Source organism: Streptomyces thermodiastaticus (assembly GCF_014656135.1).
GTDB classification, from domain to species: domain Bacteria; phylum Actinomycetota; class Actinomycetes; order Streptomycetales; family Streptomycetaceae; genus Streptomyces; species Streptomyces thermodiastaticus.
This window is the reverse complement of the sequence record NZ_BNBV01000010.1, coordinates 51,783-65,271: the sequence shown is the minus strand read 5'-3', so window position 1 is coordinate 65,271 and position 13,489 is coordinate 51,783. Positions and strand designations below refer to the sequence as shown.

Genomic DNA, 13,489 nt, shown 5'->3' with positions numbered 1-13,489 from the left:
ACCTGGCGGCGTGAAGTCCGACCCGCCACGCGTACCCGCAGGCGTCCCGTTGCGTGTGGGCTGCGTCATAGCCGCCGGGAGACCAAAGGCGGCATGATCGACGTTTTCCGGACGTCAGGGGAACGGATTCATGGGTGAACATGTACATGTACGGCTCAGCAAGGGGCTGAGCGTCTCCGAGGACGGCGAACTCGTCGAGTACTCCCGCTGCCGGTGCGGAGCCACGTGGACCAAGACCTACCGGGTCGACGGCGACGAGCCGGACCACCCCACGTCGTGACCCCGGCAGCCGCTCGGAGCCGTGGGGCACCGGACCGTCCCGGACCGGCCGCGCAGGGGAGCAGGTGACGAGTGCCGCGGATGCGCCCCGGTCGGCAGGCCCTCGGGGCCGAAGGGCCCATGTCCGCCCGCGGACAGCCGGGCACGCTGAGTCTGTGAGGTGGCGCGGCGGAAAGGCCGTCCACCGACTTCCACGGCCGCAGGGCCGGCGCGGCAGAAGGACGACCGGCTGATGTATCGCAACGACGGTTTCAGCGAACTCGAACGGCGCGAGTGCCTGGAGCTGTTGGCCACGGCTCCCGTGGGCCGTATCGTCCACACGCGCCACGCCCTGCCCGCGGTGCTCCCGGTGAACTTCGCCCTGGACGACGACGCCGCCGTGCTCATCCGCACCTCGGCCGCCTCCGAGCTGGCCCGGGCCGTCGACGGCGCGGTCGTCGCCCTGGAGGCCGACGAGGTCGACGCGGCCGCTCACTCCGGGTGGAGTGTCGTGGTCACCGGCACCGCTTCCGTGATCACCGACCTCGCGCACCAGCGTCGTCTGGCCGGCAAGGTGCCGCGCTCCTGGGTGCCGTGGCCCGAAGAGGTCGTCATCCGTATCGAGCCGGAACTGATCACCGGCCGCGCACTGGCAGGCGGACGCAGCCTGTACGGCCTGTAGCCCGGGAGTGCTTCCCCGGCACGGGCGGCTGCTACAGGGTTTCTCCGCGGCCGCTGCCGTACGGGGCGTACAGGTCGAGAAGGCGGACCCGGGCCGCGTGCAGCCGCTGGGCGACCACCTGGCCCACCCAGACGGCGACGGCACGGCCGAACAACGGATCCTCGTCGCACAGCGTCCGCACGGTCACCGCGTCGAACTCGTGGGCCCGCACCGGGCTGGACGCCTCGGCGCCCAGATGCCACAGGTACGGCGGAAAGTGCCAGGACCAGCCGAGCAGTTCACCGTGGCCCAGACACTCGATCACGGCGGCGCGGCGGCCGGGGACATGCAGGTCGAGGGCGACCGTGCCGGTCTTGATGATCCAGAAGCGGTCGGCGTGCCGGCCCTCGTCGAACAGCCGTGTGCCCGCCTCGAACGCGACGTCGTGGGCGAGGGACATCAGCCGGGCACGGTGCTCGGGCGACAGGGCCGCCGTCAGGGTGGGGGAGGAGGTCGTCATCGTCGTGCGCTCCTTCGTCGTCGGTGCCGTCGAGGCCGGGATGCCGTCGGCCGCGCCGCCCCGTGCACCGGGCTGCCGGCCCCACGCGACCGCGGGGCGGGCTGCTTCCAGACTGTGGCCGCGCGAGATGGAACACCACGGGCCGCCCGGTCCCGGACCGGGACCCTTCGGCCCTCGGCCCGCGCTCAGCGCAGGCGCCGCAGGTACGGGGCGCGGGGCCGGCGCGGTTCGAGGCGGACCCGGACGTCGAGCGCCATGACACCGTCGGGGCCGGCGAGCAGCGGGTTGAGGTCGGCCTCGGCGAGCTGCGGCAGATCGCAGGCCATCCGGGATATCCGGTGCAGCAGCTGCTCCAGGGCTTCGAGATCGGCGGCGGGGGCGCCCGCGTGACCGAAGAGCAGAGGGGAGCAGCGGGGGGAGGTGAGCAGCTCACGCACGGTGCGTTCGGTGAGCGGGGCGAGCCGGCCGGCGTGGTCGGCGAGGACGTCGGTGGCGGTGCCGCCGAGGCCGAAGAGCACCAGTGGGCCGAACACCTCGTCCTGGACGACGCCGGCGAACAGCTCGGTGCCGCGTCCGGCGAGCGGCTGGAGCACCACCCCGGTCAGACGGTCCCCGAACCGCGCCACCAGATCCCGGTGGGCGTTTCTGACCTGGGCCGCGCCCTGCAGGCCGAGGTGGAGGGCGTGCTGCTCGCTCTTGTGGACCAGTCCCGGCCAGTACGCCTTCATCACCACCCGGCCGTCGGGACCGGCCAGCCGTTCGGCGGCGGCGACCGCCTCGTCCTCGCCGCGGGCCCAGGCCCAGCGGATCTGCGGGACGCCGTAGCAGCCAAGGAGGTCGGAGACGGTGTGCGGGTCGAGCCAGGCACCCTCCGGACGGCCGCCGAGGAACCGGGTGACGATCCGCCGCGCCCGCGCCGTGTCCACGTCCGTCAGCCGCGGCACGCTGCCGGGCGGCTCGGCCAGCCACCGGGCCCGGGTGGCGGCGTGCGCCAGGGCGCGTGCCGCGTCCTGCGCGTCGCCGTAGGCGGGCACCCGGCCCTCGGCCTCGGTGCCGAGCAGCTCCACGCGGGCCGCCTGCGCGGGCAGCACCACGACCGTGGGGCGCAGCTGCGGCCGGGGGATGCCGGTCACCGCCCGCACCAGGTCCTCGCCGGTCGCCTGGGCCACCGCGGTCGGGACCAGGGTCACCAGGACGGCGTCGACGGCGCCGTACTGCACCAGCAGCTCCACGCAGGCCCCCAGCCGGTCCTCGCCGACCGCCGCGGTCGTGTCCACGGGGTTGGCGGCGGTCGCGCCCTCGGGCAGCAGCGCGGTCAGCCCGTGCACCAGGTCGGCGGGGAGCACCGGCACGCTCAGCCCCGCCTCCGCGCACGCGTCGGCGGCCAGCACGCCCGCACCGCCGGCGTTGCTGACGACCGCCACCTTCGGGCCGGCCGGCAGCGGCTGGCAGTGCAGGAGGGCGGCCGCATCGAGGAGTTCGCCGATCGTGCGGGTCGCGGTGATGCCGGCCTGCGTGAACAGCGCCTGCCGGGTCATGGTGGGGGTCGCGGCCGCCGCCGTGTGGGAGGCCGCGGCCCGGCGTCCCGCCTCGGACCGTCCGGCGTCCACGGTCAGGATCGGCAGGGTGCGCGCCACCCGGCGGGCGGTGCGGGAGAAGGCACGCGGGTTGCCGAAGGACTCCAGGTGCAGCAGCACCAGGCCGGTGCGTCCGTCCGCCTCCCACCACCGCAGCAAGTCGTTGCCGCTGACGTCGTACTTGTCGCCGAGCGAGACGAAGCTCGACACACCGATGCCGAGGCGGGCCAGCCCGTCCAGCAGCGCGATGCCCACCCCGCCGGACTGCACCGCCACGCCCGCGGTGCCGGAGCCCGGATGCCGGGCGGCGAAGGTGGCGTCCAGGCGGACCCCGTCCTCGGTGTTGGCCAGGCCCAGGCAGTTCGGGCCGGCCAGCCGCATGCCGTGCCGGCGGCACGCGTCCAGCAGGGCCGCCCCCTGGCGGGCGTCGAGCCCGGCGGAGACGACGAGCAGGCCGCGCACACCGGCCGCCCCGCACTCCTCGGCCACCTGCGCAACCGCCCCCGCGGGCACGGCGACCACCGCCAGATCCGGCACCTGCGGCAGCGCGGCCACGGACGGGCAGGCGCGCACCCCGGCGAGCACACCGGCCGACGGGTGCACGACGAAGACCCGCCCGGGGAACGAGCCGGTGACGATGTTGCGCAGGATCGCCCGCCCGACCGAGCCCGGGCTGCGACCGGCCCCGATCACCACCACGGACCTGGGCCGCAGCAGCGGCCGCAGGCTCGCGACGTCCGCGAGCCGGTCACGGGCGTCCACCGCCCGCACATACGTCTCGTCTTCGGTCAGCTCCACCACGCAGTGCACCTCGGGTCCCTCGAACCGGCGCCTGACCCGCAGGCCCAGATCACGGAAGACCCGCAGCACATCGACGTTCTCGGCCAGGGCGTCGGCGGTGAACGCGGTGAAGCCCGCCTTGCGGGCGGCGTCCGCGAGATGCTCCAGCAGCAGCGTGGCCACGCCGCGGTGGTGCCAGTCGTCGGCCACCGCCACCGCGACCTCCGCCGCCCCCTCGTCCGGGCCGGCCTCGTACTCGGCGACACCGATCAGTCGGCCGCCGTGCTCGGCCACCAGAGCTCCGCAGCCGGGACGCGGCGGCCCGGCCACCCGCTCGGCGGCCTGCCGCGCGGAGGAACGGCTGAGCGAGAAGAACCGCAGCCGCAGATTCTCGTCCGACATCTCCTCGTACAGCCGCCGCACCGCCGCACGGTCGCCCGGGACCGGGCACCGGATGCGGACCGTGGTGCCGTCGGCCAGCAGGGCGTGCACGGGCGCCGGCCCGGCCGTGGTCATCGCTCGTTCTCCCTCCCGGTCGTCGTCTCCACCCTCCGGCGGCCCGGGCCGCCGCCCCAGAGGCCGAGTGGGCCGCGGACCGGGCCGAACGTCCCGGACCGGGGCCACTGCGCCCTCGCGCCGGGGCCGGGTGTGATGCGACGGTGAGAGGTACGGACGTCCTGCCGTGCTGAGGCCTGATCCGACCGACAGGCCCTGTCCGGCGGCAGCGCTCGGTGAAGGTGGCGGTGGACATGGAGCTGCCGGTCGTGGTGGGTGTGGACGGGTCGGGCCCCGCCCTGACCGCGGTCGACTGGGCGGTGGACGAGGCCGCCCGGCGCGGGGTGCCGCTGCGGCTGGTGCACGCCTCCCTCTGGGAGCGCTACGAGGGCGCCGTTGCCCCCGCGGGCACCGAGCTGCCCGCGGAACGGCTGATGGCCCGGCAGGTGACCGACACGGCGACACAGTGGGCCCGGCGGCGCGACGCGGAGGTGACGGTGTGGACGAGCGTCCTCCCCGAGGACCCCGTGTCGGCCCTGGTGCACGCGAGTGCCGGCGCCTGCGTCCTCGTCACGGGCAGCCGCGGGCGCGGCGGACCGAGGGAGCTGCTTCTCGGCTCGGTGAGCCGGACCCTGGCGGCCCGGGCCCGGTGCCCGGTGATCGTGGTCCGCGGCGACACCGCGGGCCTCGCCGGCAGCCACGAACGGATCCTGCTCGGCGCCGGCGACCCCGCGACCTGCGGTGAGGCGGTGCGCTTCGCGCTGTGCGAGGCCGAGCTGCGCGACTGCGTCCTCGACGTCGTCCGCGCCGGGCGCCGCACCGCCGCCTCCCCCGGCACGGACGAGACGCAGCCCCGCGCAGGCGCACGACGCGACGCCGCCGTCCTCGACGAGCTGCTGCACCAGGCGCGGGCCGAGCACCCCTCGGTGCGGGTACGGGCCACGACGGCCGAGGGGCCCGCGCACCGGGTGCTCGTGGACCGTTCGGCCGCCGCCGATCTGGTGATCGTGGGAGCCCGCCGTGCGACCGGACACCCCGGCCCCCAGCTGGGCCGCACCACCCGCGCACTGCTCCACCACGCGCAGTGCCCGGTCGCCGTCGTGCCGCACCGGGTGGTATGACAGCCCCGATGACGTCGATCACGGCCGGGACATGGGAGTACGACGGGTACGACCCCGCGCAGGAACGGCTGCGGGAGGCGCTGTGCACCCTCGGCAACGGCCGCTTCGCCACCCGCGGCGCGCTGCCCGAGTGCACCGCGGACGACGTGCACTACCCCGGCACCTACGTCGCCGGCTGCTACAACCGGCTCGTCTCCCGCGTCGCAGGCCGCCAGGTGGAGAACGAGGACCTGGTCAACCTGCCCAACTGGCTGCCGGTGCGCTTCCGGCAGCCCGGCGGCTCCTGGCTCACCCCCGACACCGTCACCGTCCTCGGCCACCGGCAGACCCTGCATCTGGACGCCGGTGTGCTGGAACGCCGCACCTGCTACGACCTCGGCGACGGCCAGGCCCTCACGGTCCGCCAGGTGCGCATCGTGCACATGGCCGACCCGTACCTGGCCGCCCTGCGCACCGAACTCACCGCCGAGGGCGGCCCGGTGGACCTCGAGGTGGAAGCGGCGATCGACGGCGGTGTCACCAACGCCGGCGTGCCCCGGTACCGGGACCTGGACGGCCGCCACCTCACCGACGTCGACACCGGCACCCTCGCCCCCGGCACGGTCTGGCTGCACTGCCGCACCCGCACCTCCGAGACCGGCATCGGCGTGGCCTCCCGGCTGACCGCCCACGGCGACGCCATCGTCCACACCCGGCACGAGCACCAGCAGGCGATCCAGATGGTGCACCTGCGTCTGCCGGCCGGCCGCCCCGTCACCCTCGACAAGACCGTGGCCCTGCACACCTCCCACGACCCGGCCATCAGCGACCCGCTGCGTGCCGCGACCGACCGGGTGCTGGTCGCGCCCCACTTCGACGACCTGCTGACGGCCCACCGGGCCGCCTGGGACGGGCTGTGGCGCCGGGCCCACATCGACGTCCCCGGGGACCCCGGCCGCATCCTGCGGCTGCACCTGTTCCACGTCCTGCAGACCCTGTCGCCCAACACCGCCGACCTGGACGTCGGGGTCCCTGCCCGCGGCCTGCACGGGGAGGCCTACCGCGGGCACGTGTTCTGGGACGAGCTGTTCGTCCTGCCGTATCTGAACCTGCATCTGCCCGAGGTGTCCCGCGCCCTGCTGCAGTACCGGCACCGGCGTCTGGGCGCGGCCTGCACGGCGGCCCGCGCGCTGGGGCGGCGCGGCGCGATGTACCCGTGGCAGAGCGGCAGCGACGGCCGGGAGGAGACCCAGCGCCTGCACCTCAACCCCCGCTCCGGGCGCTGGCTGCCGGACCACACCCACCTGCAGCGGCACGTCGGCTCGGCCATCGCCTACAACATCTGGCAGTACTGCGAGGCGAGCGGCGACACCGGGTTCCTGCACACCCAGGGCGCCGAGATGCTCGTGCAGATCGCCCGCTTCTGGGCCGACTGTGCCACCTGGGACCCCCACCTGGGGCGGCACCGCATCCGGGGCGTCGTGGGCCCGGACGAGTACCACGACGCCTACCCCGGCTCCGAACGGTCCGGCCTGGACGACAACACCTACACCAATGTCACCGCCGCCTGGGTGCTGGCCCGGACCCTGGACACCCTCCGCGCCCTGCCCGAGCCCCGCAGAAGCGAACTCGTGGAACGGCTGGAGATGGACGACGACGAGCCGCAGCGGTGGGAGGAGGTGTCCCGCACCCTGCACGTGCCCACCCACGACGACGTCATCAGCCAGTTCGACGGCTACGGCGAGCTGGAGGAACTCGACTGGGCGGGCTACCGCGCACGCTACGGCGACATCCGCCGGCTGGACCGCATCCTGGAGGCGGAGGGCGACACCCCCAACCGCTACAAGGCCTCCAAGCAGGCGGACCTGCTGATGCTCGGCTACCTGTTCTCCCCGGCAGAACTCCAGGCGCTGTTCCGCCGCCTGGGCCGGCCGGTCGACGAGGACCTCTGGCATCGCTGCGTCGACTACTACCTGGCCCGCACCAGCCACGGCTCCACGCTCAGCGGCCTGGTGCACGGCTGGGTCCTGGCCCGCGCCCGCCGCGCGGAGGCCTGGGCGTTCGTGCAGGAGGCCCTGCGCGGCGACATCGCCGACGTGCAGGGCGGAACCACCGGCGAGGGCATCCACCTGGGCGCCATGGCGGGCACCCTCGACCTGGTGCAGCGCGGCCTGACCGGCCTGGAGACCCGCGACGGCGCGATCTGGCTCGACCCCGTACCGCTGCCGGAGCTGTCCTCCTACGGGTTCCGCCTGCGCTACCGGGGCCACTGGGGGGTCGGGCTGCGCCTGGAGCACGGCCGGATGGAGATCGCGGTGCCCCCCTCCGGCCGCGCGCCGATCGAGGTCCGGCTGCCGGACGGCACCGTGCACGTCCAGCCGGGCGAGAAGTGCAGCCTGGTGCTGCCCGACTGAGCCGGCACGCACCCGGCACGCCGTGCCGGGCCGCATGTGGCGGCGAGCCGCGGCCGGTGACCGCCCGCGGCTCGCCGAGGGGCTCAGACGGTCGCCACCCGCCCGGCGTACCGCTGCGTCCAGCCGGTACCGGAGCCGTCGGTGAGCACCACGTCGTAGTAGCCGTGCTCGGTCGGCCAGTCGACGGCCACCGACTTGCCGCCGGGCACCGTGTACCTGCGGGTGCCGCCGGCGTAGTCGTTCGCCTCGAGGGTGTAGTGGACGGGCCGCTTGCCGGCGTTGCGCAGGGTGAAGCGGACCGTGGGGCGGCGTCCGGTGACGAGGTCGACGTCGACGACCGGGATCGCGGTGTCGGTCCGGCCGGCCGGGGTGAGCTGCCCGGCGAAGGAGCGCAGGAAACCGTCCGGCCCGTAGATGGAGAAGGCGTACTTGCCGTCGGTGTCGGCGGTGTCCCACGTGTACCGGCGCGGCCGGGACGCGGAGACGGTGAACGGGGTGTTGGAGAACTCGCGGTACTTGTCCGGGAACACCTGAAGGCTCACCGCCTTGCCGTCCGGTCCGCCGGTCAGCGTCATCGACGCGGTCACCGTGCCGGCGGCGCGGTCCTCGACGAGCGTGGCGTGCGGGTGGAACGACAGCCCGCGCGGCGTCAGCCCGCCCGGCGGGAACGTCGGCGGGGTGCCGTCGATGGGGTCGGCGATCTCCACGCGGCCCGGACGCGGATGGGTGAAATCGAGGGCGCTGGTCAGGTCACCGGCGATGGAGCGGCGCCACGCGGTGATGTTCGGGCACCTGAACGGCTTGCCGAGGTAGGCGGCCCAGGTCTCCAGGAACCGGACGACCGACGTGTGGTCGAACACCTCCGACACGACATGGCCGCCCCGGGTCCACGGCGAGACCAGCAGCATCGGCACCCGTGGACCGAAGCCGAGGGGAGTGCTGCCGGAGAACTCGTCGGGCGTGCCCGGCTCGGGGCGCGGCGGCAGCACGTGGTCGAACTTGCCGTCGTTCTCGTCGTAGGTGATGATCACCAGGGTGTGGTTCCAGATCTCCTCGTTGCTCTGCAGGATCTGGAGCACCTTGTCCATGTAGCGTTCGCCGTGGACGGTGTCGAAGTTCGGGTGCTCGCTCCACGCCGCGGGCATGACGACCCACGACACCTCCGGCAGCGGGTGCTCGGCACCCGGCTCGCAGGCGGCGATCAGGTCCCGCAGCACCGCGTTGAGGTTCTCCTCGGAGTCGTCGTTGGGGGTGGTCGCGCCCGAGTAGACGAAGGAGTTGGCCTTCCAGATCTTGCCGGTGCCCGGGGCGAGGTCCTCCTCGCTCGCGATCCGCGGGTCGAACGCCTTGAAGCTGTTGGTGACGTTGCAGCCGTACTCGCCGATGAAGCCGCTCTGCAGGCTGCCGCCGACGCCGTTGCCGCTGTTGTCGCAGTACACGCGCCAGTTGATGCCGGCCTGCTCCAGCTGCTCGGGCACGGTCAGCCAGGTCCGCGAGTAGTTGTTCTGACCGGCGTTGGAGGTCTCGCCGTTCGCGGTGCCGGTCATCAGGTAGTAGCGGTTCGGGATGGTCGGCCCGTGCAGTGAGCAGAAGTTCATGTCGCACACGGTGTACTGGGCGGCGAGCGAGTACATCCACGGCATGTGGTCGGGCGTGTAGTACCACATGCACTTCTCGCCCTTGTCCTTCACCCAGGTGTTCCAGCGGCCCCCGTTGGCGCCGTAGAAGCTGTGGTTGTCGCTCCAGGTGGCGGTGGAGGCCTTGGGTGTCACGATGGTGCCGTCGGCGGCGCGCTGCTGGAAGACGTCGGTGCCGTCCTGAAACCGGAGCACCTGCTTGTCGTGGTGCCCGCGTGCGCCGGGCAGCTGGCCGAGGTAGTGGTCGAAGGAGCGGTTCTCCTGCATCAGGACGACCACGTGCTTCAGGTCGGACATGTTCCCGCGGTACCCCTTGGGCAGCGCCTGCCCGGCGGCCTGCGCCTCGCCGGCACCGGCCACCTCGGTGACGGAGCCGACGGCCAGCGCGCCGAGGGCGCCCGCGGCGGTCTGCAGCGCTCTTCGCCGGGTGACGCCGGCTTCCCCGTGGGAAGCCTCGGCGGATTGGTTGTCGGTGAAGGTGGACGTCATCGGTGTACCTCTCTGCGACAGGTGGGTGATGACTCGTCGGGCGGAGGACGCGGCCGGGAAACGGCGGCGGGCGCACATGTCGCCAGGGGACCGCACCACCGCATGGCCTTTCATCGTTCGACCGCGGCGCAGCAGATGCGCCGGCCACCGGACGCGGCCGGCCGGGCGGGCCGCGCCCGCAACGAGCGGACATCCGCCACGGACGCCGCCTTCGAGGAAGGACCGGACACCCCCGGCGCATGCCTCGGACCAGTAAGAACGGCAGGGGTGAACGGCGCGTTACCACCAGCGGAAACATGTGCGCCGGCCAGTGGTCCGGGACATCCCGGGCACACCACGGCCGCACCACCCACCCGCCCCGTGGCCGACGACGCCACACCTCGGCGCGGCCGACGCGGACACACCACCGGCCGCGGGATCGACGAAACCCGACCCGCCGCGCCGAAGGCGCTCCCGCCGGGCAGGTGTCCGCAGGAACGACGAGGCCGCGAGGTCTTCGCCCGCCCGGAGCCGGGCAGGCTCTGCCCTCCGGTAGCAGAGCACCGGGCGGCGCGGTCACCTGAGGTCTCGTCGGCCCCGGATGGCCGCTACCACCGCACCGGCAGCCGGTGCGGGCCCCGGATGAGCATGCCGGTGCGCCAGGTCAGCGCGGCCGGATGCGCGTCGAGCGCGAGACCGGGGAAGCGCTCCAGCAGGGAACGGATCGCGATCCGCGCCTCCAGACGGGCCAGCGGCGCACCCAGGCAGTAGTGGATGCCGTGACCGAAGGCGAGATGGCCGCCGGTGGCCCGCCGGATGTCGAAACGGTCGGGGTCGGTGAACCGCGCCGGATCGTGGTTGCCGTCCGCCAGCGCGACCAGCACCAGCTCACCCCCGCCGGGGATCACCGTGTCACCGATCTCGATCGGCTCCGTGGTGAACCGGAACGTCGGCGTCTCCACCGGCCCGTCCCAGCGCAGCATCTCCTCCACCGCGTTGTCGATGAGGCTCATGTCCTCACGCAGCGCGGCGAGCTGATCGGGATGCGTCAGCAGGGCCAGCACCCCGTTGGAGATCAGATTGACCGTGGTCTCGTGCCCCGCAACCAGCAACAGCCAGGCAGTACCGCGCAGTTCGTCCCAGGACAGCCGGTCGCCGTCCTCGTCGCTGGTACGGATCAGCGCGCTCATCAGGTCCGGGCCGGGGGAGCGGCGCTTGTCCTCCAGCAGATCGGACAGATAGGCGGCCGTCTTCTCCGTCGCCGCGTACCGCGCCTGCGGATCGGGATCGGTGAGGATGGTGGTGGTCCACGCCCGGAAGGCGGCACGGTCCAGCATCGGCACGCCGAGCAGCTCGCAGATCACCGAGATCGGCAACGGGAACGAGAGCGCGTCGACGAGATCCGTCCGCGGTTCCGCAAGGGCCGCCATGGCGTCGAGCAACTCGTCGGTGATCTCCTGCACCCGGGGCCCGAGCTGCTCGATCCGGCGTGCCGTGAACTCACGGGCCACCAGCTTCCGCAGCCGCCCGTGGTCCGGCGGGTCGGAGTTGAGCATGTGCGGCCCCGCAGCGGGACTGGAGATCGGCATGGAGGGCGAGGCGTTCTTCCACTGCTTGGACAGCCTCGGGTCCGTCAGGATGGCCCGCCCGGCCTCGTACCCGACGACGAGCCAGGCCTCCGTGCCCTCCGGGATGCGCACCTTGTGCACGGGCCCGCGCTCACGCAGCGCGGCATACACCGGATAGGGGTCGCGGACGAAGTCCTCGCCCATCGCGACCAGATCGATCACCTCGGCTGCCGTCATCCTTGCTCCTCGTCTCCTGTCCGGCTCGACGCTATCAGCGGGCGGCACCCGGACGAAGAAGGCATTCAGCCGAACCGCGAGCCCGGCGCAGGGGAGCCGTGGCGGCTGGACGACCCGAGTCGGGGCCCGTCGGCCGCGGTGGCCGACGGGGCTTGGGACGGGCCCCCAACGACGGAAACCGGCCGGTCGGCGACGTCACCAGGCCGACGCCGGGCGCCCACGGTGCGGTGCGAAGGAGCCCGGACCGGCTGTCGCCGCATCGGTCCACCACCACGTCCGCCGGCGCCGCAGGCAGTGTCGCCTCCGCCGCGCACCCACGGCCCGGCCGCACACAGCGGCGGGTTCACCCGCGTCCCCGCCGTCGCCGTGCGGTCTCCGTCAGGAACTCGGCGACCAGGAAGGCCAGGTCGAGCGACTGACGGCGGTTCAGGCGCGGGTCGCAGGTGGATTCGTACCGCGCGCTGAGATCGATGAAGCCGATCTCGTGGCCTCCGCCGACGCACTCGGTGACGTCGTCGCCGGTCAGCTCCACATGAATGCCACCAGGGTGCGTCCCCAGCGAGTTGTGCACGTCGAAGAAACCCCGTACTTCCTCGAGCACGTCGTCGAAACGGCGGGTCTTGTGGCCGGAGGGGGCCTCGATCGTGTTGCCGTGCATGGGATCGCAGATCCAGGCCACCTGGGCACCCGAGGCGGTGACTTTCTCCACGAGCGGAGCCAGCGCGTCGCGGACCCTGTCCTTGCCCATGCGGGTGATGAAGGTCAGTCGCCCGGGCACTCGATCCGGGTCGAGGCGGTCCACCAGCCGCAGAGCGGCGTCAGCCGTGGTGGCCGGACCGAGCTTGACTCCGATGGGATTGGCGATGGTGGAGAAGTACTCCACATGCGCCCCGTCGAGGTCGCGGGTCCGCTCGCCTATCCACAGCATGTGCCCGGAGGCCGCGTAGGTCAGGCCCGTGCCGGCGTCCCGACGCGTCAGGGCGGATTCGTAGTCGAGAAGCAGTCCTTCATGGGAGACGAAGAACTCGGCGCTGTCGAAGTCCTCCGGCCTGCCTCCGGTTGCCCGCATGAAGTCCAGGGCGTGGTCGATGTGGTCGGCCAGCCGCTCGTACTTCCCCCTGAGAGGCGACCCGGCGACGAAGTCCCTGTTCCACTCGTGGACCTGACTGAGATCGGCGTTGCCACCCGCCATGAAGGCGCGTACGAGGTTGAGCGTGTTGGAGGAGGACTGGTACACGCGCAGCAGGCGCTGCGGGTCCGGGACGCGTGCCTCGGGGGTGAAGGCATACCCGTTGACCGCGTCTCCCCGGTAGGCCGGCAACGTGACGCCGTCGCGGGTCTCGGTCGGCCGCGAACGCGGTTTGGCGTACTGGCCGGCGAGACGGCCCACCCTCACGACCGGCATCGCGGCGGCGTACGTGAGAACGGCGGACATCTGCAACAGTGTGGTCAGCTTGTTGCCGACGGCGTCGGCGGACACGCCGGTGAAGGTCTCGGCGCAGTCGCCGCCCTGCAGCAGGAAGGCATCACCGCGCGCCACGTCGGCCAGGCGGTCCCGCAACCGGGCACACTCGCCCCACAGGACGAGGGGCGGCACGCCGGCGAGCTGCCGCGTCACGGCGTCGAGGGCGACCGGGTCCGGCCATTCGGGCTGCTGAGCGGCCGGCCGGGCGCGCCAGGACTCCGTCATGTCCGCCGGTGCGGGGCCCGTGGCGGGCGAGGCGAGGGTAGGAAGGGTCTCCACGAACTCTCCTGAGCTGGTCGGGGCACCGTT

Annotated in this window: 9 protein-coding genes; 4 read left to right on the top strand and 5 right to left on the bottom strand. The window is 73.2% G+C overall.

What is annotated here, in order from left to right; translation table 11 throughout:
• Positions 1-130: 130 nt before the first annotated feature.
• Together IE286_RS12180 and IE286_RS12175 are read left to right on the top strand one after the other, a co-directional pair.
• Positions 131-280, top strand: coding sequence for a hypothetical protein (locus tag IE286_RS12180; RefSeq protein WP_189796689.1), 150 nt, complete (start codon positions 131-133; stop codon positions 278-280).
• A 231-nt stretch (positions 281-511) separates the two neighbouring features.
• The gene (locus IE286_RS12175; RefSeq protein ID WP_189796688.1) at positions 512-940 is read left to right on the top strand and encodes a pyridoxamine 5'-phosphate oxidase family protein; all 429 of its coding nucleotides are present in this window, start codon (positions 512-514) and stop codon (positions 938-940) included.
• A 31-nt stretch (positions 941-971) separates the two neighbouring features.
• On the opposite strand, the gene IE286_RS12170 is transcribed toward IE286_RS12175, so the two are convergent.
• On the bottom strand, positions 972-1,439 hold the full coding sequence (locus IE286_RS12170) for a Crp/Fnr family transcriptional regulator (RefSeq protein WP_189796687.1): 468 nt from the start codon (positions 1,437-1,439) through the stop codon (positions 972-974).
• A 185-nt stretch (positions 1,440-1,624) separates the two neighbouring features.
• Positions 1,625-4,312 carry a bifunctional acetate--CoA ligase family protein/GNAT family N-acetyltransferase gene (locus IE286_RS12165; RefSeq protein ID WP_189796686.1) on the bottom strand — a complete coding sequence of 896 codons (2,688 nt, stop codon included), beginning with the start codon at positions 4,310-4,312 and terminating at the stop codon, positions 1,625-1,627.
• Positions 4,313-4,545: 233 nt separating this feature from the next.
• Between IE286_RS12165 and IE286_RS12160 the strand changes: the two genes are divergently transcribed.
• Both IE286_RS12160 and IE286_RS12155 read left to right on the top strand, forming a co-directional pair.
• Positions 4,546-5,412: a universal stress protein gene (locus tag IE286_RS12160; protein WP_189796685.1), complete on the top strand. Its 867-nt coding sequence runs from the start codon at positions 4,546-4,548 to the stop codon at positions 5,410-5,412.
• A gap of 8 nt (positions 5,413-5,420) precedes the next feature.
• The gene (locus tag IE286_RS12155; protein WP_189796684.1) at positions 5,421-7,805 is read left to right on the top strand and encodes a glycoside hydrolase family 65 protein; all 2,385 of its coding nucleotides are present in this window, start codon (positions 5,421-5,423) and stop codon (positions 7,803-7,805) included.
• Positions 7,806-7,888: 83 nt separating this feature from the next.
• On the opposite strand, the gene IE286_RS12150 is transcribed toward IE286_RS12155, so the two are convergent.
• The 3 genes from IE286_RS12150 to IE286_RS12140 form a co-directional block, all read right to left on the bottom strand.
• Positions 7,889-9,931 (bottom strand): alkaline phosphatase family protein, encoded by a 2,043-nt coding sequence (locus tag IE286_RS12150; protein WP_189796683.1) that lies wholly within the window; start codon positions 9,929-9,931, stop codon positions 7,889-7,891.
• A 587-nt stretch (positions 9,932-10,518) separates the two neighbouring features.
• On the bottom strand, positions 10,519-11,715 hold the full coding sequence (locus IE286_RS12145; RefSeq protein WP_189796682.1) for a cytochrome P450 family protein: 1,197 nt from the start codon (positions 11,713-11,715) through the stop codon (positions 10,519-10,521).
• A gap of 343 nt (positions 11,716-12,058) precedes the next feature.
• Positions 12,059-13,405 (bottom strand): class II 3-deoxy-7-phosphoheptulonate synthase, encoded by a 1,347-nt coding sequence (locus IE286_RS12140; RefSeq protein ID WP_189796769.1) that lies wholly within the window; start codon positions 13,403-13,405, stop codon positions 12,059-12,061.
• Positions 13,406-13,489 lie beyond the last annotated feature (84 nt).

Coding starts and splice junctions, on each gene's coding strand:
- IE286_RS12150 (WP_189796683.1), bottom strand. CDS start 9,931: ATGACGTCCACCTTCACCGACAACCAATCCGCCGAGGCTTCCCACGGG.
- IE286_RS12170 (WP_189796687.1), bottom strand. CDS start 1,439: ATGACGACCTCCTCCCCCACCCTGACGGCGGCCCTGTCGCCCGAGCAC.
- IE286_RS12155 (WP_189796684.1), top strand. CDS start 5,421: ATGACGTCGATCACGGCCGGGACATGGGAGTACGACGGGTACGACCCC.
- IE286_RS12140 (WP_189796769.1), bottom strand. CDS start 13,405: ATGACGGAGTCCTGGCGCGCCCGGCCGGCCGCTCAGCAGCCCGAATGG.
- IE286_RS12165 (WP_189796686.1), bottom strand. CDS start 4,312: ATGACCACGGCCGGGCCGGCGCCCGTGCACGCCCTGCTGGCCGACGGC.
- IE286_RS12175 (WP_189796688.1), top strand. CDS start 512: ATGTATCGCAACGACGGTTTCAGCGAACTCGAACGGCGCGAGTGCCTG.
- IE286_RS12145 (WP_189796682.1), bottom strand. CDS start 11,715: ATGACGGCAGCCGAGGTGATCGATCTGGTCGCGATGGGCGAGGACTTC.
- IE286_RS12180 (WP_189796689.1), top strand. CDS start 131: ATGGGTGAACATGTACATGTACGGCTCAGCAAGGGGCTGAGCGTCTCC.
- IE286_RS12160 (WP_189796685.1), top strand. CDS start 4,546: ATGGAGCTGCCGGTCGTGGTGGGTGTGGACGGGTCGGGCCCCGCCCTG.